Source organism: Pseudomonas sp. TWR2-1-1 (assembly GCF_049897045.1).
Taxonomy (GTDB): domain Bacteria; phylum Pseudomonadota; class Gammaproteobacteria; order Pseudomonadales; family Pseudomonadaceae; genus Aquipseudomonas; species Aquipseudomonas versuta.
Genome location: NZ_JAFCVM010000001.1, coordinates 654,994 through 673,647 on the forward strand (window position 1 = coordinate 654,994; position 18,654 = coordinate 673,647).

Sequence of the window (18,654 nt, forward strand, 5' to 3'; positions counted from 1 at the left end):
GCCTTATTGATTACGAGAGGACTTTAATGGACGACAACAAGAAGAAAGCCTTGGCTGCGGCCCTGGGTCAGATCGAACGTCAATTCGGCAAGGGCGCCGTGATGCTGATGGGCGATCAAGAGCGCCAGGCAGTTCCGGCGATCTCTACCGGCTCGCTGGGTCTGGACATCGCGCTGGGCATTGGCGGTTTGCCAAAAGGCCGTATTGTTGAAATCTACGGTCCGGAGTCTTCGGGTAAAACCACTCTCACGCTGTCCGTGATTGCCCAGGCGCAAAAAGCCGGTGCAACTTGCGCCTTCGTCGATGCCGAACACGCGCTTGACCCTGAATACGCCGCCAAACTGGGTGTAAACGTCGATGATCTGCTGGTATCCCAGCCGGACACTGGCGAACAGGCCCTGGAAATCACCGACATGCTGGTGCGTTCCAATGCGGTTGACGTGATCATCATCGACTCCGTTGCTGCACTGACACCAAAAGCTGAAATTGAAGGCGACATGGGCGACATGCACGTCGGCCTGCAAGCCCGCCTGATGTCCCAAGCGCTGCGTAAAATCACCGGTAACATCAAGAACGCCAACTGCCTGGTGATCTTCATTAACCAGATCCGCATGAAAATCGGCGTGATGTTCGGTAGCCCGGAAACCACCACTGGTGGTAACGCGCTGAAATTCTACGCTTCGGTTCGTCTGGATATCCGCCGTACCGGCGCGGTGAAAGAAGGCGACGTGGTTGTTGGTAGCGAAACCCGTGTCAAAGTGGTCAAGAACAAGGTCGCACCTCCATTCCGTCAGGCAGAATTCCAGATTCTTTACGGTAAGGGCATCTACCTCAATGGTGAGATGATCGACCTGGGCGTGCTGCACGGTTTCGTCGAAAAAGCTGGCGCCTGGTACAGCTACAACGGCAGCAAGATCGGTCAGGGCAAGGCCAACTCCGCCAAGTTCCTGGACGACAACCCTGATATCAAGGATGCCCTTGAGAAGCAGTTGCGTGAAAAACTGCTGGGTCCAAAGACCGACAGTGAGCTGGCAGAAATGAAGACCATGCCCAAGCTGAGCAAGGCCGCCAAAGAAGCTGCGGCACTGGCTGAAGCTGAAGAAATGGAAAACGCTACTGACGGCGATAACTGATAGACACCATGACGGCTGTTCTGGATAACCTCGTCGCTGTACGACGAACTGCAATGGACCTGCTCGCGCGACGTGAGCATGGTCGAGTCGAGCTGACGCGTAAACTGCGTCAGCGGGGTGCTTGCCCCGATATGATCGATATCGCCCTTGACCGTTTAACGGAAGAGGGGCTGTTGTCGGAGTCGCGCTATCTTGAGAGTTATATTTCCTACCGTGCCGGCTCTGGTTATGGACCTTTGCGTATTCGCGAAGAGCTAAACCAGCGCGGTTTGCCGCGTGGAGATGTCGAGGACGCGTTGCGCGAATGTGGTTTCAACTGGCAAGAAAAGTTGGAAGATACATGGCGCCGCAAGTTTTCCGGCCAGATGCCATTCGATGCTAAAGAGCGTGCCCGTCAAGGGCGTTTCTTGAGTTATCGGGGGTATCCGCTTGAAATGATCGGGCGCTTGCTTAGTGGTCGAGAGTTTGATGACTGATCAGTATCAGTTTTGCTCTATCACAGCCCACTCAGGCTAGTAGGAGCGAGCGAGCGAGCTTGCTTGCGATGATCTTGAGTTCCAATACTCAGACCTGATCGCCAGCAAGCTTGGATCCCGCAGCGCGGTTGTGGTGTTTACACGCTCACGGCTATCACTACGTCACCGGCTCACTCAGTGCTGGTCGGCGCGTACCATCGACTTCAGCCCAGTTCTGCGGCAGGTTGATAAAGTCTACCAACTCGCGTAACCGCCCTTGATTGCGACCACTAAACGCAAAGCTCAAGCACGTGAGGTGATTGAGCTTGGGGTCATCGTGTTCAAAACCCTCATACCCCTGCTGGTGGAAGCTGCCGGTCAGGCAAATATCGGCAAATGTTTGCTGTATGTGCTGCAGTGCCGAGATGCTGACAGGCCGCTTCATGCGAATCACAAAAGTCTTGGTCAACCAGCGGCTTGAATGGAAGTTGCTGTAGAACTGATTGATTTCAGCTACTGCCTCTTCGGCAGTGTGGACCAGGCGCATCAATTTCAGGTCATTGGGCAGAATGTATTGGTGGGCCTCAAGCTGATTGCGAATAAAGTCCAGTGCGCTTTGCCAGAATGTTCCGCCGGGGATGTCCAGTAACACTACGGGTACCAGAGGGGTCTTGCCGGTTTGCATCAGTGTCAGTACTTCCAGCACTTCATCCAGAGTGCCAAAGCCGCCAGGGCACATGACCAGCGCTTCGGCTTCTTTGATAAAAAACAGTTTGCGGGTAAAGAAGAAGTGAAACGCCAGCAGGTGGCTTGAATCGTGGATGGTCGGGTTGGCCCGCTGCTCGAAGGGCAGGGTGATATTAAAACCCAGACTGTGCTCCAGCCCGGCACCTTCATGGGCTGCAGCCATGATGCCCGCACCGCCGCCGGTAATTACCATGAAGTCAGATTTTGCCAGTGTTGCCCCCACCTGCCGGGCCAGTGCATAAAGTGGATGTTCTATCGGGGTGCGCGCCGAGCCGAAGACAGTCACTTTGCGCTGGTCCTTGAACTGCTGCAGAACCCGGAAGGTTTTTTCGAGTTCGCGAATGGCTTGCAGCGTGATCTTGGCATTCCAGCGATCGAAGTCGTCGTGGGCCATGCGCAAAATGGTCAGCATCATCTCGCGATAAAGGGGGCGGTTCGAGCTATCGGGAGCAACCTGTTGCAGTTGCTCATCGATCTGCCGCGCAAGTTCCAGGCCCTGGCTTTCGAGAAGCGCTAGGTGGTCATTGGATTGATCAGGCATGTACTTCTCCTTGTGTACAACATCCAGAATGGCGCCGAAAACGCAGACACCATGTGTCTGTCTTGATGGCTTGATCATGGTCTTGCCACGTCTAGGCTGGCAATAGCTAATTGCCTGATGTGCATGAAGATTGGTTGCAGGGAGAGAACCGCAGAGGCAGGAGCAGGGAGTGATTCACACGCCGTATGGGATTACGGCGTGATGACGCAAATGAAGGAGGGAATCAGTTTTTCCGCTGGCAGTTGTCAGCGCCGATGTCCTGGACCATTACCGGTTTGTTGGTTTTATATTCTCTGATGTCGAAGCGCATGATTGCGCCCTTGGCCATCAGTTTCCGGAAGTTCGGGTTGCTACAGACGCTGCGGCCCAATTGCGGCACTGCGGCTTCAGGGGCAGAGCGCATTTGCGCGGCCAGGGTGGGGCTGGCTTCCAGATTGTTGATCAGTACGGTGCCATCGACGGTAAAGCCTTTGTCCAAAAGGTCTGCATTGATAGCGCGGGGTTTTCCTTCATTACTTTTTTCAGCAACCTGCTGCAGGGTTTTATTCAAATTAAATTCTGCAAGAGAGGCCGCTTGTGCGCCCAGTGGCAGTGCAAGCAATAGAGCGACGGCTGGAATGATAGTGCGCAACATGAATCTCTCCTGATTTACATGACGCAGGCTTTGACCCGTCATAGATCTGTGCGTTCAGTGGCGCAGAAGTATAAGGCCAGCATTAGCAGACAGGAAATGCTCAAGGTCATGGGTTCGAGTAGCGGCGCTCTGCCTCTGTTAGACTTCGCGCCTTTCTATTGTTTATCCGCTTTTGCGCCAGTTCATGGCGAATGAGCGGTCGGCGCTCTAAGTAAAAAACCATGACCCAGATGACCTTCTCCCCTAATGCTGTGGCCCGTTTGCGAGACGAGCGTGAAGAGGAGAGCACCAAGCCCTATTTGTCGCGGGGCTCACGAGCACCGCGCTGCCATACCTGTCGTGTAATTGAAAGCCATTGCCTGTGCAGTTGGCGGCCCAGGGTCAACTCGCGCTCGGGTGTGTGCCTGATCATGACCAAAAAGGAAGTGTTCAAGCCCAGCAATACAGGCTGGCTGATCGCTGATGTAGTGAGTGACAACTTCGCCTTTATCTGGTCGCGAACCGAGACCGATGAGGCGTTGCTCGCTTTGTTGTCTGATCCGCAGTGGCAGCCCTATCTGGTATTCCCCGGAGAATATGTCGAGCCAGGACGTGTGACCCACACGGTAGATATCGACAGTAGCAAGCGCCCGCTGTTTATCTTGCTCGACGCGACCTGGACTGAAGCGCGCAAGATATTTCGCAAGAGTCCGTACTTCGATGCCTTGCCTATTTTGAGCCTGTTACCGGAAAAACTCTCACGCTACCGTTTGCGCAGATCTACTCGCAGTGAACATTTGTGTACCGCCGAAGTGGCCAGTCTGTGCCTTGACCTTGCAGGCGATAGCCAGGCATCAACTGCTCTGGACGCGTACTTCGATGTATTCAGCCAGCATTATCTGGATGCCAGAAATCAACTGCCGATGAATGAATCGAGTGTGGCGCATCAGGAGCTGGGTGTTTTCTGTAAAAGACCTTCCCAGGAATCGGGCTCAATAGACTAAAGAAGTAGCGCTACAATTTTCGCGCAAGTACAGGCGAGCATCCACCCTGGTTTGGGTGATGGCGCTGTAATGGCCTGTACTTGGACCGCGGCGTCAAGTTTTCAACTTGACCACCCTCGTCGTGCTGGGCATGCTTGGCGCCGATTCGGCTGCAGTTGCTGCTAAAGCGCTTATATTTTCCGACGTTTAGCGTAAATCGCGACCTTTGATGCACAGTCTTTCACTGTTGCTCGAATTGCCTTAGCGAGTGCTGGAATACATCAGGGCTCGCCTGAAAAACAGGATCATTTAAAAAATGGCCACATACGAAATCCTGATAGCCGACGACCATCCACTGTTTCGCAGTGCCTTGCATCAAGCCGTGAGTCTGGGGCTGGGTTCTGATGTTCGTCTGGTTGAGGTTGCCAGTATTGCTGAGCTAGAAACACAGCTGGCAGCAAAGGCTGATTGGGATCTGGTACTGCTCGATCTGAACATGCCCGGCGCATATGGTTTCTCGGGCCTGGTATTACTGCGAGGCCAATACCCGCAAATCCCTGTAGTGATGGTTTCGGCCCAGGAAGAAGCCTCGATCATGGTGCGCTCCCGTGAATTCGGAGCCAGTGGCTTTATCCCTAAATCCAGCTCGCTGGAAGACATTCAGAAATCGGTACGTGCTGTGCTGGATGGCGATGTTTGCTGGCCGCCGCAGGCGTTTGAAGATGTACAGGTATCAGACGAAGCCAAAGCTGCCAGCGAGGGCCTGGCCAGTCTCACGCCCCAGCAGTTCCGGGTGTTGACCATGGTCTGCGAGGGGCTGCTGAACAAGCAGATCGCTTATGAGTTGAGTGTTTCCGAAGCGACCATCAAGGCTCATGTAACGGCTATTTTCCGCAAGCTGGGTGTTCGTACCCGGACGCAGGCTGCGTTACTCTTGCAGCAACTTGAATCAATTTCGAGCCACTAACCTGCCAGTCTTCACGTTTTTTTTACAAAGCGTGAACTAGCGTGCCCCTCTCATTTTTTGCGCAGTAGCCTCTTTATGTCGCCTTTTAAAGGTAAAACCGGATTTAAACGGATTTTGAATGCTGGCGGTTACTCGCTGGACGGTTTGCGCGCAGCCTTCACCGGCGAAGCGGCTTTTCGGCAGTTGGTGCTGCTTAATGTTGTGCTGATCCCGCTGAGCTTCTTTCTGAATGTCAGCCGGGTTGAGCGCGCATTGTTGATCGCGGTATGCCTGTTGGCACTGATCGTTGAATTGCTGAATTCGGCGATTGAAGCGGCCATCGACCGCATCTCGCTTGATCTGCATCCACTGTCCAAAAATGCCAAGGATATGGGCAGCGCTGCCCAGTTTGTGGTGCTGACCATGATTGCTGTGGTGTGGGCAGTGATTCTGCTTTAAGCGATTGTCGGCAATACGATCTCGTCGCTGCGCTGAACCCCTGCGGTGAAAGCGCGGCACAGTTCCAGAAATTCGCGCATGGCGGAGGTCTGATACTTTTTCTTGTGCCAGATAAAGAAGAACTGTCGGGCCAGATCCAGGTCGGGGGTCTCTACAGCCACCAGGCTGCCGCGTCGAAAGGCGTCGCGCAATGCCAGGCGAGAAATGCAGCCAATCCCCAGGCCTGACTCCACGGCGCGTTTGATCGCTTCGGTATGTTCCAGTTCGAGACGGATATTGAGCGTGCTTTGGTGATGGCGCATGGCCTGATCAAATGTCAGGCGGGTACCGGAGCCTTGTTCACGCAAGATCCATGCTTCATGGGTCAATTCCTGCAGAGTGGCGTGGCCGCGTGCGGCGAGTGGGTGTTGCGGAGCGCAAAATACTACCAGTTCATCTTCAACCCAACTCTGGACTTCGATGTCGGGGTGGCTGCAGTCGCCTTCAATCAGACCCAGATCAATTTCATAGTGGGCAACTTGCTGCACGATATGCGCAGTGTTTTGCACAATCAGTTTCACCTGGCTTTCCGGGTGAGCCTGCATGAAGCTGCCGATCAGCAAGGTGGCCAGATAATTGCCAATGGTCAGGGTCGCGCCCACGGTCAATGAGCCAAACCCGGACTTGCCGTTGAGCAGGTCCTCGATTTCCTTGGCTTGATCCAGCAGGGCAACCGCTTGTGGCAGGAGTTGGCGGCCCAGCGCGTTGAGGCTTAAACGTTTGCCTGCGCGATCGAACAACTGGCAGCTGGTCTGGCGCTCGAGTTCGGTGATTGAGGTGCTGGCGGCGGACTGTGAAAGGGACAACAAGCCGGCAGCGCGAGACACGCTCTCTTGTTGGGCGACGGCAACGAATACCTGGAGTTGTCTGAGAGTAAATCGCATATCGATATAACCGATAACCCTTATCTTAATAATTCAGTTAACAGATATTGTCGTCGCCATTAGAATGTTATGCAATCGCGCCCATAGTCAGCGCAGGCGAATTTAGGAGCCCCGTACATGAGCAACATGAACCACGAACGTGTCCTCAGTGTTCATCACTGGAACGACACCCTGTTCAGCTTCAAGTGCACCCGCGACCCGGGTCTGCGCTTTGAGAACGGTCAGTTCGTGATGATCGGCCTGCAACAGCCCAATGGCCGTCCGCTTATGCGCGCCTATTCGATTGCCAGCCCTAACTGGGAAGAGCATCTGGAGTTCTTCAGCATCAAGGTGCCGGATGGCCCGCTGACTTCCCAGTTGCAGCACTTGAAGGAAGGCGACGAGATCATCATCAGCAAAAAACCGACAGGCACCCTGGTGCTTGACGATTTGAAGCCGGGCAAGCATTTGTATCTGCTGAGCACTGGTACTGGCCTGGCACCATTTATGAGTGTCATCCAGGATCCCGAAACCTATGAGCGTTTCGAAAAAGTGATCCTGTGCCACGGTGTCCGTTACGTCAACGAAGTTGCCTATCGTGAATTCATCACCGAGCACCTGCCGCAGAACGAGTTCTTCGGCGAAGCGCTGCGTGAAAAGTTGATCTACTACCCGACCGTGACCCGCGAGCCCTTCGAAAATGAAGGCCGTCTGACTGACCTGATGCGCAGCGGCAAGCTGTTCAGCGACATTGGTCTGCCACCGATCAATCCGCAGGACGACCGCGCCATGTTGTGCGGTAGCCCGAGCATGCTCGATGAAACCAGCGAAGTGCTTAACAGCTTCGGCCTGAAAGTTTCGCCTCGTATGCGCGAGCCTGGTGACTATCTGATCGAGCGCGCCTTCGTCGAGAAGTAAGCCCGGCCGATAAAAAAAGTGGGAGCTGGCTTTGCCAGGCTCCCACTTTTTGTTTGTGGCTAATGCTTTGCAATCACCTCAAGTACGCGGATGACGCCGGGCTCGGGGTAGTGCCAGCGTACGTCCAGGTCCCAAAACTGTGCGCCATATTCGCGCTCTGCCGTAGGTGTCTGGTAGGCCGGGCGCGGGTCTTGAGCCAGGCACTGCTCGATCAGCTCCACCAGCGGCTCCTGGAGGCGCAGGGCCTGCGCGCGTGCCTGCTGCAAGGCTGTATCGGCCCAATGCACGGGAATCAGCACAGGTGCGGCGCTGGCCATGCTGTTGCTGGCACTGTCAATGATGTCGGCGTAAGGCACGTACGGTTTGATGTCGAGAATCGGCGTCCCGTCCAGCAGGTCAATTCCCGAGATAAACAGCCGACCGGCTTCAACCCTGTCCAGTTTCACCACGGACTGGCCAATGCCATTTGGGCGATGGGTCGCGCGGGTGGCAAACACCCCCATCGACTTGTTGCCGCCCAGTCGTGGCGGACGCACTTTGAGTCGGGGTTTGTCTTCAAGTGCCTGATGGAACACAAACAGCAGCCAGATATGGCTGACGTGCTCCAGGCCTTGCACGGCATCGCCTTGATCGAAGGGGGCGACCAGTTCCAGCACGCCACGGGCGGCCGGGGCCAGTTGAGGCTGGCGCGGAATGGCGAATTTCTCTTTGAAGCAAGAGCGCACAAAACCGATCGGGGAGACGCTGTAGGTCAAAAGTCATGCCTCTGTAGGAGCGAGCTTGCTCGCGATCGCATCACTGCGGTTATCCAGAACAATCGGGTTGTCTGCATCGCAGGCAAGCCAGTTCCTACAGGATTTATGGCGCCTGAAGGCTGAGTATCAGCCGCGAATACGCAGGGTCAGACCCTTCAGGAAGTTGCGCAGCAACTGGTCGCCACAGGTGCGGTAGTTGGTGTGGCCGAACTTGCGGAACAGAGCGCTCAGCTCAGGTTTGGAGACTGGAAACTCCGAAGCCTTGAGGATGGCGTGCATGTCGTCTTCTTTGAGTTCAAAGGCCACGCGCAGTTTTTTCAGGATGACGTTGTTGGTCACCGGCACTTCAATTTTGACCGCAGGACGGCTGTCATCCTTGCCACGTTTGAAAATCACCAGGCCATCAAGGAAATGCGCCATCACTTCGTCCGGGCAGCGCACAAAACCTTCTTCTTCGTCTTTTTTCAGGTAGGTCAGTACGTCTTCTTTAGTGACGTCCAAGCCACCCAGCTTGATGATTTCAACGACTTTGTTGTCGCTGATGTCGAGCATGTAGCGCACGCTGCGCAGTACGTCGTTATGAATCATGTGGTCAATCCTGATATTCAGCAGTGAGCACCGCAGGCGTTGCTGCGGTGTCGAAATGTTCGGGGGCAGTACGCTGTTTAGAACTTTTCTTTGGTCGTCATGTAGCGCCATTGGCCAACGGGCAGCTTGCCCATCGACACGCCGCCGATGCGAATCCGGCGGATGGAAATGACGGTAAGGCCGACGGCCTGGCAGAACAGTGCGATAACGCCTGGCTGAGGGTTTTTCATCGCAAAGCGTAGGCGGTTTTCACTCTGCCAGCTGGCTTTAACCGCAGGCAGCTCGCGACCTTTGTAGGTCATGCCGTGATTGAGGCGGTTCAAGCCGTGGGGAGCCATTTCGCCAGAGACTTCGACCACGTACTCCTGCTCGATCTTGTTGGCATCGGCGGTCAGCTTGCGGACGATTTTCCAGTCCTGGGTAAACACCAGCAAGCCGCTGGCGTTGGCCTGCAGTTCGTTGCCAACGGTGAGGCGCAGAAAGTGCCCCTTGAGCGGACGTTTGCCGTAGCGGTGTTCTTCGCTCAGGGTTTCGGGCCCGATCAGGGCCATGGCGCTGTCAGTATCCAGGCCTGCGGGGGCGTTCAGCAAAATGGTCACAGGCTCGGGTGCCGTAGCCTTGGCTTGCGGGTCCAGCTCGACTGTCTGGTTGTCGACCTTGAATTGCGGCTCGTCGATGACTTCGCCATCTACCGTGACCCAGCCACCTTCAATGAACAGTTCGGCCTCACGGCGGGAGCAGCCGACGAGTTCGATGAGGCGTTTGGAGAGACGTATCGGTTCAGACATGACAGGGGCCGTAAAGGAATTGGGCGGCTATTGTACCCGCCTGGCGCCGGTTAAGCCCGGCAACATTTGCCTTATGCGCGTGTTGGGCGCTTATACCGCAGGTGCAGCAGCGGATAAGGCTGGCCCATGCCGTCTTTTTCGCTGCGCCCGACGATCTCAAAGCCTTGTTTGAAATAAAAGCCGATGGCTTGCGGGTTTTGCAGGTTGACGTCCAGAGCCTGTGCATTCAATTCATCCATGGCGAATTTGAGCAGGCACTTGCCAATGCCTTGTCCCCGGAAGTGCGGGTGGATGAAGAGCATTTCAACCTTGCCTGCCGCCACACCGGCAAAACCGCTGATGCGTTTGGTGACAGGATCCTTGCAACAAATCAGCATCACCGCGTCCAGATATTGGTCTCTGACCAGTTGGCGCAGTAGTTGAATATAACTGTCGGGCAAGAAGTCATGGGTGGCGCGAACCGAGGCTTCCCACACGTCGGTCAATTCATCGAAGTCCGTAAGGCGTGGCGTATGGATAGCCCATTTCTGTTGCATCGTACGTGTCTCCTGACACTGATGATGGAAGCGACAGGTTAACGATAGTCGTAAAAAAAGCCCTGACGCGAGCGCGGCAGGGCTTTTTGAGCAGTGATCGCTGTTTAGATCACTTCAGCCCACAAGTCATACTCGTCGGCATCGGTTACGCGGCACATGATCTTGTCACCGGGCTTGATATCTTTCTCGGTGGCGATGAATACGTTGCCGTCGATTTCCGGGGCATCGAAAAAGCAGCGGCCAACAGCGCCCTGTTCGTCCACTTCGTCGATCAGGACCTCGATCTCCTTGCCGATTTTCATCTGCAGGCGGGCAGCGCTGATGGCCTGCTGGTGGGCCATGAAGCGGTCCCAGCGGTCTTGCTTGACGTCATCCGGCACGATGGCCGCGTCCAGCAGGTTGGCCGGAGCACCTTCCACAGGGGAGTACTGGAAGCAACCTACGCGATCCAGTTGCGCTTCTGTCAGCCAGTCGAGCAGGTACTGGAAGTCTTCTTCGGTCTCGCCCGGGAAGCCAACAATAAAGGTCGAGCGGATGATCAGGTCCGGGCAGATGACGCGCCAGTTCTTGATACGGGCCAGGGTCTTGTCTTCAAACGCCGGACGCTTCATGGCCTTGAGCACTTTCGGGCTGGCGTGCTGGAACGGGATGTCCAGGTACGGCAGGATTTTGCCGGCGGCCATCAGCGGGATCAGCTCATCGACGTGCGGGTACGGGTAAACGTAGTGCAGACGCACCCAGACACCCAGCGAGCTCAGCGCTTCGCAGAGTTCGGTCATGCGGGTCTTGACCGGCGCGCCGTTCCAGAAGCCGGTGCGGTACTTCACATCAACGCCATAGGCGCTGGTGTCCTGAGAAATCACCAGCAGCTCTTTGACGCCGGCCTTGACCAGGCGCTGGGCTTCGTCGAGTACGTCACCCACCGGGCGGCTTACCAGCTTGCCGCGCATCGAAGGGATGATGCAGAAGCTGCAGCTGTGGTTGCAGCCTTCGGAAATTTTCAGGTAGGCATAGTGGCGCGGAGTCAGTTTGACGCCTTGAGGCGGCACCAGATCGATCAGCGGGTTGTGGTTCAGGTTAGGCGGTACGGCGTCGTGAACAGCATTGACCACTTGCTCGTACTGCTGCGGGCCGGTGACGGCCAGTACGCTTGGGTGAACATTGCGGATGGCGCTTTCTTCCACGCCCATGCAGCCGGTCACGATGACCTTGCCGTTTTCCTTGATGGCTTCACCAATCACTTCCAGTGATTCAGCTTTGGCGCTGTCGATGAAACCGCAGGTGTTGACCACAACGACATCGGCGTCCTGGTAGGTGGAGACGACATCGTAGCCTTCCATACGCAACTGCGTGAGGATGCGCTCGGAGTCGACCAGGGCTTTGGGGCAACCCAGGGAGACAAAGCCGACCTTTGGGGCAGCTGGCGTGGTAACGGTGGACATGGCGAACCTCGGTATGTAGTGACGTTACATGCCCGTAAAGGCTGCACGACGAACGGGCGCTTAATGCGCCTCTGATCAAAAAAAGTGCGCAATTTTAGCTATGGTCAACGCACTTGACCAGCGTTATACGGGGATTTACGACGAGTGCTGCGCTATGCTGCGCGCCGTTGCGAAAATAGGGTTTTTAATCAGCGTAATTTCGTCAATGTGAGTCGGAAAATCAGCGCATGCTGCTGATCAAAATAATGCAAACCATTAAGAAGCACGGTCCAGGATCGTAGGAGTGGTTGATGGGGCAGGTAAGTAGTCAGGCAGCAGAAGACGGTCATTCAAAGGTAAAACCCATCGGGATGCTGGTTGCTGCGGTTGGTGTGGTGTACGGCGATATCGGTACCAGCCCGCTGTACACCCTTAAAGAGGTGTTTTCGGGTGGATACGGGGTGCAGGTCAATCACGATGGCGTGTTCGGCATTTTGGCGTTGATCCTGTGGTCGTTGATCTGGGTCGTCTCGATCAAGTACGTGCTTTTTATTCTGCGGGCCGACAACGAGGGCGAGGGCGGGATCATGGCCCTTACCGCGTTGGCGCGACGTGCCGCGGCACCTTATCCCAAGCTGCGCTCGGTGCTGGTCATCCTGGGGCTGATCGGGGCTTCGCTGTTTTACGGCGACAGCATGATCACTCCGGCAATCTCGGTATTGTCGGCGGTAGAAGGGCTTGAGCTGGCGTTCAGCGGCCTGGATCGCTGGGTGGTGCCAATGGCCCTGGTTGTCCTGATAGCGCTGTTTTTGATCCAGCGCCGTGGTACCGCGATGCTGGGCAAGCTGTTTGGTCCGATCATGGTGCTGTGGTTTCTGGTGCTGGGCGGGCTGGGCATAAGCGGGATCTCGCAACACCCTGAAGTGCTGAATGCGTTGAACCCTGTCTGGGGTGTGCGTTTCTTTGTCTCTCACCCGGGCATGGGGGTCGCCATTTTGGGCGCTGTGGTGCTGGCGTTGACAGGGGCTGAAGCGCTGTATGCCGATATGGGGCACTTTGGGCGCAAGCCGATTGCCCGGGCCTGGTTCATTCTGGTCTTGCCTGCGCTGGTGCTGAACTACTTCGGCCAGGGTGCCTTGTTGCTGGAAAACCCGGAGGCGGCACGTAACCCTTTCTACCTGCTGGCCCCAAGCTGGGCGCTGGTGCCTTTGGTGGGCCTGGCTACGCTGGCGACAGTGATTGCATCTCAGGCCGTCATTTCCGGCGCATTCTCCTTGACCCATCAGGCCATTCAGCTGGGTTATGTCCCGCGTATGCATATCCAGCACACCTCCAGTGCCGAACAGGGGCAGATTTATATCGGTGCGGTGAACTGGTCCTTGATGGTCGGAGTGATTTTGCTGGTGCTGGGCTTTGAGTCCTCCGGTGCTCTGGCTTCGGCCTACGGTGTAGCCGTGACCGGGACCATGCTGATCACCAGTATTCTGGTATCAGCGGTGATGTTGCTGCTGTGGAAGTGGCCGCCTGTTTTGGCGGTTCCGGTATTGATTGGGTTTCTGCTGGTAGACGGCCTGTTTTTCGCCGCCAACGTGCCAAAGATCGTTCAGGGCGGGGCGTTCCCGGTTCTGGCGGGGATCGCGCTGTTCATCCTGATGACGACCTGGCGCCGGGGTAAGCAGTTGTTGGTTGATCGCCTCGATGAAAGCGCGTTACCGCTGCCGCTGTTTATCAGCAGTATCCGGGTACAGCCGCCGCACAGGGTGCAAGGTACGGCGGTATTTCTGACCGCGCGCCCGGATGCAGTCCCCCATGCGTTGTTGCATAACCTTCTGCATAACCAGGTGCTGCATGAGCAGGTCGTTTTACTTACCGTGGTCAACGAAGATTCGCCGCGGGTACCTGCACAGCGGCGTTTCGAGGTGGACTCCTATGGTGACGGCTTCTTTCGGGTGATCCTGCACTTCGGTTTTATGGACGAGCCGGATGTGCCTGAAGCATTGAAACTGTGCCATCTCGATGAGCTGGACTTCAGCCCTATGCGCACCACCTACTTCCTGAGCCGGGAGACGGTGATTGCCTCCAAGCTGGTGGGCATGGCCCGTTGGCGTGAAGCGCTGTTTGCTTTCATGCTGAAGAACGCCAACGGCAACCTGCGGTTCTTCAGGTTGCCCGTTAACCGGGTGATCGAACTGGGCACCCAGGTCGAGATGTAGTCCTGTTCGAGTGACACAAAAAAGCCCCGGCTCGTGAGAGTCGGGGCTTTTTTTATTGGGCTGCTGTAGGAGCGAGCTTGCTCGCGAGCCTTTCAGTGCGATTGCAAACAGCTCGCGAGCAAGCTCGCTCCTACAGGTTGCGGGGGTTACGGCGCGGTTGCCTGATGCTTTTTGATGATGTCTACCAGGCGCTGGGCCAGTGCCGGGTAGTTCTCGTCAAAGTGATGCCCCCCTGGCAGCTTCATGCTTTCACCGACGGCAGTCTTGGCGGTGCAGCCGCTTTCATCGACTTCTTCGGCGCCATAGATGCACACCACTTTGGCGGCAGGTAGCCTGGACATTTCTTCGCCTGTATCCGCTTCTGCACCGGCTTTGCCAAGCCAGCCGTCGACGTGGATTTCAAAGCTGCCGCTGCGAGCGAAGGCCAGCAGGATGATGGCGTCGACACGCTTTTGCTCGGCTTCAGGCAGGCGGTTGAACGTGGCAGGCAACACGTCTGCGCCAAACGAATAGCCGACCAGCACAAAGCGCTGGGTGCCCCACTTCTGGCGGTAGTGCTGCATCAGTTCGGTCAGGTCGGTGGCGCTTTGCTCGGGGGTCTTGTGCTGCCAGTAGTAGCGCAACATGTCGATGCCGACGACCGGGTAGCCGATCTTCGCCATCTCGCCGGCCACGTCGCGGTCCAGATCGCGCCAGCCGCCGTCACCGGACAGAAACAGGGTCACGGTGCTGTTTTGCTGGCCGGCCGGCACTTCAACCACAGGCATATTGAGCCCGCCGTTTTCATTGCCCACCAGTATTTTGCGCAGTTCATTGCTCAGTACTTGGGGGTAGTGAATGTCGTAGTCGCTGATGCTGGTCTGTGCATTCGCTTGATCGCGTACGAAGGCGGCGCTCGGATCGTCAGGGTTGTCGTTCCAGGCCACCAGCCAATTGCCGTGTGCCGCAGATTTAGGCAGGGGCAGGGTGCAGTCGGGTTGTTCGAGCTTGAAACCGACTGATACGGCTTGTGCCTTGTCATCGGTTTGCCCGGCCAGCCAGCGCCAGGCCAAGGTTGCGCCAGGACCTATGCCACTGACCAGCGTGGCAGGGCCGTCAAGCTGTTGCAGCGCGGTCTGCAGTGCTTGTTGCTGCAGGGTGCAATCTTCATTGGGCAGGATCACCTGCACCAGTTGCGCTTTGCCGCCACGGCTCAAGGCCATCAGCTGCGTGTCGCTCAGTGCTTCTTCGGCCGGAGTGGCTATGACGACCCGGGCCTTGGCTTTCTGGCCGGGTATCACTTTGGTCAGGGTTGAGCCATCGGTTTGGCTCAGGTGCTCTATCGTCGGCTCCGGGGCAGGGCGATTCCAGAACCAGTAGCCGCCTGCTGCAAGCGCGACCAGAACTATCAAGGTAAGCAATAAAAACCGCCAGGAACGATGTTTCATTAACGTTTCACCAATCCAGTCAAGCCGCCTGCAATCAGGGCGGCGGTATCAGCCAGTGCCACCAGCGGATCAAGTCCCGCGGGCACGGCCATATAACGAGGTTCCCAGTCAGGCTGGAATTTGTCTTTAAAGCGACGCAAACCCTGGAAGTTGTACAGGTGCTCGCCGCGCTGGAACAACATTGACCCCAGACGCTGGGTCAAGGGCGCTCCGCGACGCGGTTGCAGGCCGGACAGGGGTACCATTCCCAGGCTGAAACGTGCGTATCCATGCTTTTTATAATGTTGAATCAGGCCGACCATCATGAATTCCATGGTCAGTTTTGGGGCTTGCGGGTGGGCACGCATCAAGTCGAGGCTCGACAGTTCATGACTGTGAGTCTCAAGCAGGTTGGCGAATGCTACCGGGTTGCCCTCAAAGCGAATAATGGCTACGCGAAAGTGCTTGATGTATTCCGGGCTGAACCTTCCCAGCGAAAAGCCTTTTTCGCGTACGTTCTTGCCGGTCAGCCAGGCATCTGAAATCACCTTGAGTTCATCCATCGGAGCCTCTCCCGGCTCGTGGATCTCCAGGGACAGGCCATCACGGGTGCCGCGGTTCCAGGTGTAACGCAGGTCCTTCATCTCCTTGCCTTTGGCTTCGAGATCAAAGCGGTGCAAGTCGACCCGGGCCTCTTCACCGAGTTTGATCGCGGTCAGGCCGATGTCCATATAGAACGGCAGATTCTCGGCGCGCACCTGATAAAACACCGGGCGGGCATGATAGATATCGCACAGGTCACGGAACTGCCAGATCAGCTCGGCGCGTTGCTGGTTCGGTCCGATCGGGTCATACAGCGCCACCAGGCTGCGGCCGCGGCGGGCGTACATCAGGAAGGCGCTGTCGTCCGGGTGAAACAGCAGGGCTTTGTCGCCGGTCAGGGCCAGACCACCATCGGGTTGATCGGAGGCGAGGAGGATTTTTTCGGCTCTCTCCAGTTCGCCCGCATCCGGCAAGTGGATGACCGGGCGTGCAGTGCGCAGCAACCAGGTCAGCGACACAATCACCAGCAGTACAGCCGCGCCCATCAGTGAGCGCAGGCCGCGCGGGGCGTCAGAGTCCAGAGTGAACTGCCACCACAGTTGATGGCTGTAGGGGACGTCCTGGTAAGCGAACAGCAGCAGCCAGATGGAGGCGCCCAGCACGCAAATGCTGGCGACCAGGTACAGCGGCGAAAACGGCAGTTCGGTCAGGCGGCTTGGGCGGTAGAACGAACGGCGAAACAGTCCCAGCAGGCTGGCGGTCAGCACCAGGATGGAGGCTTCTTCCCAGTCAAAGCCTTTGAGCAGCGAAAGCACGGCCCCCACTAGCAGCAAAATGGTGGTCAGCATCCAGGCGGCCGACAAGCGTCGACGCAGGCCTTGGGCCAGCAGCAGGCAGAGTACGCCGATCAGGCTGGCGCCAAAGTGCGATGCGTCAATCAGGCGATGCGGGATCAGGAAGCCAATATGTTCAAGGCGAGTGTCGATTTCGGGTGTGGCACCCGAGAACAGCAAGACGACCCCGGACATAAACACCAGAACGGCCAGGATCGGTGCAGCGAGGCCTGAGGCGACCCGCAGGCTTTGGCGGGTATGAATCAGTCTCTGGGCTTCGTTGAGCAGCAGCATCAGGCATGCGACCAGCAACGGCAGAATCACATAGATCATGCGATACAGCAGCAGGGCGGCAGCCAGTGGCGCGGCACCCAGCTGGTTGGCAAAGGCGGCCAGCAAGATGGCTTCAAAAACCCCGACACCGCCAGGCACGTGGCTGAGTACGCCGGCAGCCAGTGCCAGCAGATATACCAGCAGGAATGGGCCGAAAGGTGGTGCTTCAGGCAGCAGTAAATACAGGACGGTAGCCGCCGCGGCGACGTCCAGCGCAGTAATCACCAGTTGCAGCAGGGTCAGGCGCGGGCTTGGCAAGCGCAGTGTGCGGCGACCTGCCTTTACCAGCAGGTTGTCGGGAATCGGCTGCTCGGGCAGGCGTCGTCGATAAATACCCAGCGCCAGCAAGCCAAACAGTGCCAGAACCGCAAAAGCAATCGCCCCTAATATATAAGCAGGGATATGCAGGGCAGCAGAGGCCGCAGGCAGGTTGCTCAGGGTCGCGAGCGCCGCCAGGGGCGGTAGCGCGCAGCCCAGCGACAGGCTGGCAAATAACGTCATGTGCGCGACTTCAGACGCACCTACGCCATGCCGTGCATACAGGCGATAACGTACGGAGCCGCCGGACAGCAGCGACAAGCCGATGGCGTTGCCTATGGCAAATGCCGTAAAGCCACCCAAGGCCAGGGTTTTGGGTGGCAGCTTGACTCCCGCATAGCGGCTGGCAGACCACTCGTACCCGAGCAGAATCACAAACCCGACGGCGGTCGCAGCCAGTGCGCCGAGGAGGGCGGGTTTGGGGACTTCCAGAATTGAGTCTTGCAGGGCGTACAGATCCAGCTCGCTGAGCAGGTGACGGCACGCGATCAGCGCAATCGCAAACAACAGTAAAGTGAGTGCAAGGCCAATGGGTTGACGGTATTTGCTCAACAAATCCAGCCAGCGCAAACGGGTTGCGGCAATCGGGTGGGCTGCTGTAACGGATTCTTTAAGTTCTGGCGAGTTATCGGGCATCAATCACCTCGTGGATCGTGCGCGACAGGATGGAGGCATAAACTCAAGTTACCAATCCTTTTGGTCAAAATTATTCAAAATGTTGCCGGTCGTTTGTCTGATGTTCAGGTTTGGCATGTGAAAAAAAGGTAATTGCTGGCGCATAGCATAGTCGAACGGACTTTCAGAAATATGATGTTTATTTTTTGATGGTCGTCTGCGGCAGACTTTTCGAGCGCGCACAAAAAAGGCCACTCTTTCGAGTAGCCTTTTTTGATGTTTGGTTGCGGGAGCCGGATTTGAACCGACGACCTTCGGGTTATGAGCCCGACGAGCTACCAGACTGCTCCATCCCGCGTCTGTGGGGTGGATTCTACAGCGGATCGCTGAGGTGTCAACCCCTAAATCTCGTAAGCAATTGAAATACCCGGATTTAATCCTGCTTCTGCAGTCGGGCAGGGGGGGAGAAAACATCCGGGCACAAAAAAGGCCACTCTTTCGAGTAGCCTTTTAATGTTTGGTTGCGGGAGCCGGATTTGAACCGACGACCTTCGGGTTATGAGCCCGACGAGCTACCAGACTGCTCCATCCCGCGTCTGTGGGGCGCA

At 56.6% G+C, this 18,654-nt stretch carries 17 protein-coding genes and 2 tRNA genes; 7 read left to right on the plus strand and 12 right to left on the minus strand.

Annotated features, from left to right (window positions below):
- The first annotated feature begins 26 nt into the window (after positions 1–26).
- Together recA and recX are read left to right on the plus strand one after the other, a co-directional pair.
- Positions 27–1,133 carry a recombinase RecA gene (recA, locus tag ACP7BO_RS03130; RefSeq protein ID WP_060690953.1) on the plus strand — a complete coding sequence of 369 codons (1,107 nt, stop codon included), beginning with the start codon at positions 27–29 and terminating at the stop codon, positions 1,131–1,133.
- A gap of 8 nt (positions 1,134–1,141) precedes the next feature.
- Positions 1,142–1,609: a recombination regulator RecX gene (gene recX, locus ACP7BO_RS03135; RefSeq protein ID WP_397455907.1), complete on the plus strand. Its 468-nt coding sequence runs from the start codon at positions 1,142–1,144 to the stop codon at positions 1,607–1,609.
- A 157-nt stretch (positions 1,610–1,766) separates the two neighbouring features.
- On the opposite strand, the gene ACP7BO_RS03140 is transcribed toward recX, so the two are convergent.
- Positions 1,767–2,876: a TIGR00730 family Rossman fold protein gene (locus ACP7BO_RS03140; protein WP_426208569.1), complete on the minus strand. Its 1,110-nt coding sequence runs from the start codon at positions 2,874–2,876 to the stop codon at positions 1,767–1,769.
- 223 nt (positions 2,877–3,099) lie between these two features.
- Positions 3,100–3,510, minus strand: a complete 411-nt coding sequence (locus tag ACP7BO_RS03145) for a PA3611 family quorum-sensing-regulated virulence factor (protein ID WP_060690956.1) — start codon at positions 3,508–3,510, stop codon at positions 3,100–3,102.
- A gap of 230 nt (positions 3,511–3,740) precedes the next feature.
- Here ACP7BO_RS03145 and ACP7BO_RS03150 point away from each other — a divergent pair, with 230 nt between their 5' ends.
- The 3 genes from ACP7BO_RS03150 (at position 3,741) to ACP7BO_RS03160 (ending at position 5,877) form a co-directional block, all read left to right on the plus strand.
- On the plus strand, positions 3,741–4,493 hold the full coding sequence (locus ACP7BO_RS03150; protein ID WP_426208915.1) for a tRNA-uridine aminocarboxypropyltransferase: 753 nt from the start codon (positions 3,741–3,743) through the stop codon (positions 4,491–4,493).
- Positions 4,494–4,788: 295 nt separating this feature from the next.
- Positions 4,789–5,439: a response regulator transcription factor ErdR gene (erdR, locus tag ACP7BO_RS03155; RefSeq protein ID WP_060690958.1), complete on the plus strand. Its 651-nt coding sequence runs from the start codon at positions 4,789–4,791 to the stop codon at positions 5,437–5,439.
- Positions 5,440–5,514: 75 nt separating this feature from the next.
- Complete coding sequence (locus ACP7BO_RS03160) at positions 5,515–5,877, plus strand: diacylglycerol kinase (RefSeq protein WP_003443016.1); 363 nt, start codon at positions 5,515–5,517, stop codon at positions 5,875–5,877.
- Here the strand turns inward: ACP7BO_RS03160 and ACP7BO_RS03165 are convergent.
- Positions 5,874–6,800 carry a LysR family transcriptional regulator gene (locus ACP7BO_RS03165; RefSeq protein WP_060690959.1) on the minus strand — a complete coding sequence of 309 codons (927 nt, stop codon included), beginning with the start codon at positions 6,798–6,800 and terminating at the stop codon, positions 5,874–5,876. The genes ACP7BO_RS03160 and ACP7BO_RS03165 overlap by 4 nt on opposite strands.
- 117 nt (positions 6,801–6,917) lie before the next feature.
- On the opposite strand from ACP7BO_RS03165, the gene fpr reads away from it, so the two are divergent.
- Positions 6,918–7,697 carry a ferredoxin-NADP reductase gene (fpr, locus tag ACP7BO_RS03170; protein ID WP_019827846.1) on the plus strand — a complete coding sequence of 260 codons (780 nt, stop codon included), beginning with the start codon at positions 6,918–6,920 and terminating at the stop codon, positions 7,695–7,697.
- Positions 7,698–7,756: 59 nt separating this feature from the next.
- Here the strand turns inward: fpr and tsaA are convergent, their stop codons facing one another.
- The 5 genes from tsaA to rimO form a co-directional block, all read right to left on the minus strand.
- Positions 7,757–8,452: a tRNA (N6-threonylcarbamoyladenosine(37)-N6)-methyltransferase TrmO gene (gene tsaA / locus ACP7BO_RS03175; RefSeq protein WP_073508878.1), complete on the minus strand. Its 696-nt coding sequence runs from the start codon at positions 8,450–8,452 to the stop codon at positions 7,757–7,759.
- A gap of 126 nt (positions 8,453–8,578) precedes the next feature.
- Complete coding sequence (locus ACP7BO_RS03180; RefSeq protein ID WP_003443012.1) at positions 8,579–9,040, minus strand: DUF1456 family protein; 462 nt, start codon at positions 9,038–9,040, stop codon at positions 8,579–8,581.
- A 77-nt stretch (positions 9,041–9,117) separates the two neighbouring features.
- Complete coding sequence (locus ACP7BO_RS03185; protein ID WP_397455909.1) at positions 9,118–9,828, minus strand: rRNA pseudouridine synthase; 711 nt, start codon at positions 9,826–9,828, stop codon at positions 9,118–9,120.
- 71 nt (positions 9,829–9,899) lie between these two features.
- Positions 9,900–10,364: a GNAT family N-acetyltransferase gene (locus ACP7BO_RS03190; protein ID WP_060690962.1), complete on the minus strand. Its 465-nt coding sequence runs from the start codon at positions 10,362–10,364 to the stop codon at positions 9,900–9,902.
- A gap of 104 nt (positions 10,365–10,468) precedes the next feature.
- On the minus strand, positions 10,469–11,806 hold the full coding sequence (rimO, locus tag ACP7BO_RS03195) for a 30S ribosomal protein S12 methylthiotransferase RimO (protein ID WP_060690963.1): 1,338 nt from the start codon (positions 11,804–11,806) through the stop codon (positions 10,469–10,471).
- A gap of 290 nt (positions 11,807–12,096) precedes the next feature.
- Here rimO and ACP7BO_RS03200 point away from each other — a divergent pair, with 290 nt between their 5' ends.
- Positions 12,097–13,998: a potassium transporter Kup gene (locus ACP7BO_RS03200; RefSeq protein WP_073508876.1), complete on the plus strand. Its 1,902-nt coding sequence runs from the start codon at positions 12,097–12,099 to the stop codon at positions 13,996–13,998.
- A gap of 146 nt (positions 13,999–14,144) precedes the next feature.
- Here ACP7BO_RS03200 and ACP7BO_RS03205 read toward each other — a convergent pair whose 3' ends face one another.
- The 4 genes from ACP7BO_RS03205 to ACP7BO_RS03220 form a co-directional block, all read right to left on the minus strand.
- Positions 14,145–15,425 carry a virulence factor family protein gene (locus tag ACP7BO_RS03205; protein WP_426208574.1) on the minus strand — a complete coding sequence of 427 codons (1,281 nt, stop codon included), beginning with the start codon at positions 15,423–15,425 and terminating at the stop codon, positions 14,145–14,147.
- Entirely contained in the window at positions 15,425–18,067 is a 2,643-nt protein-coding gene (mprF, locus tag ACP7BO_RS03210) for a bifunctional lysylphosphatidylglycerol flippase/synthetase MprF (protein WP_397455911.1), read from the minus strand. Before mprF ends, ACP7BO_RS03205 begins: the two co-directional genes overlap by 1 nt.
- 260 nt (positions 18,068–18,327) lie before the next feature.
- Positions 18,328–18,404 (minus strand) — tRNA-Met (locus tag ACP7BO_RS03215).
- Between the two features lie 160 nt (positions 18,405–18,564).
- Positions 18,565–18,641: transfer RNA gene (locus ACP7BO_RS03220), tRNA-Met, on the minus strand.
- Positions 18,642–18,654 lie beyond the last annotated feature (13 nt).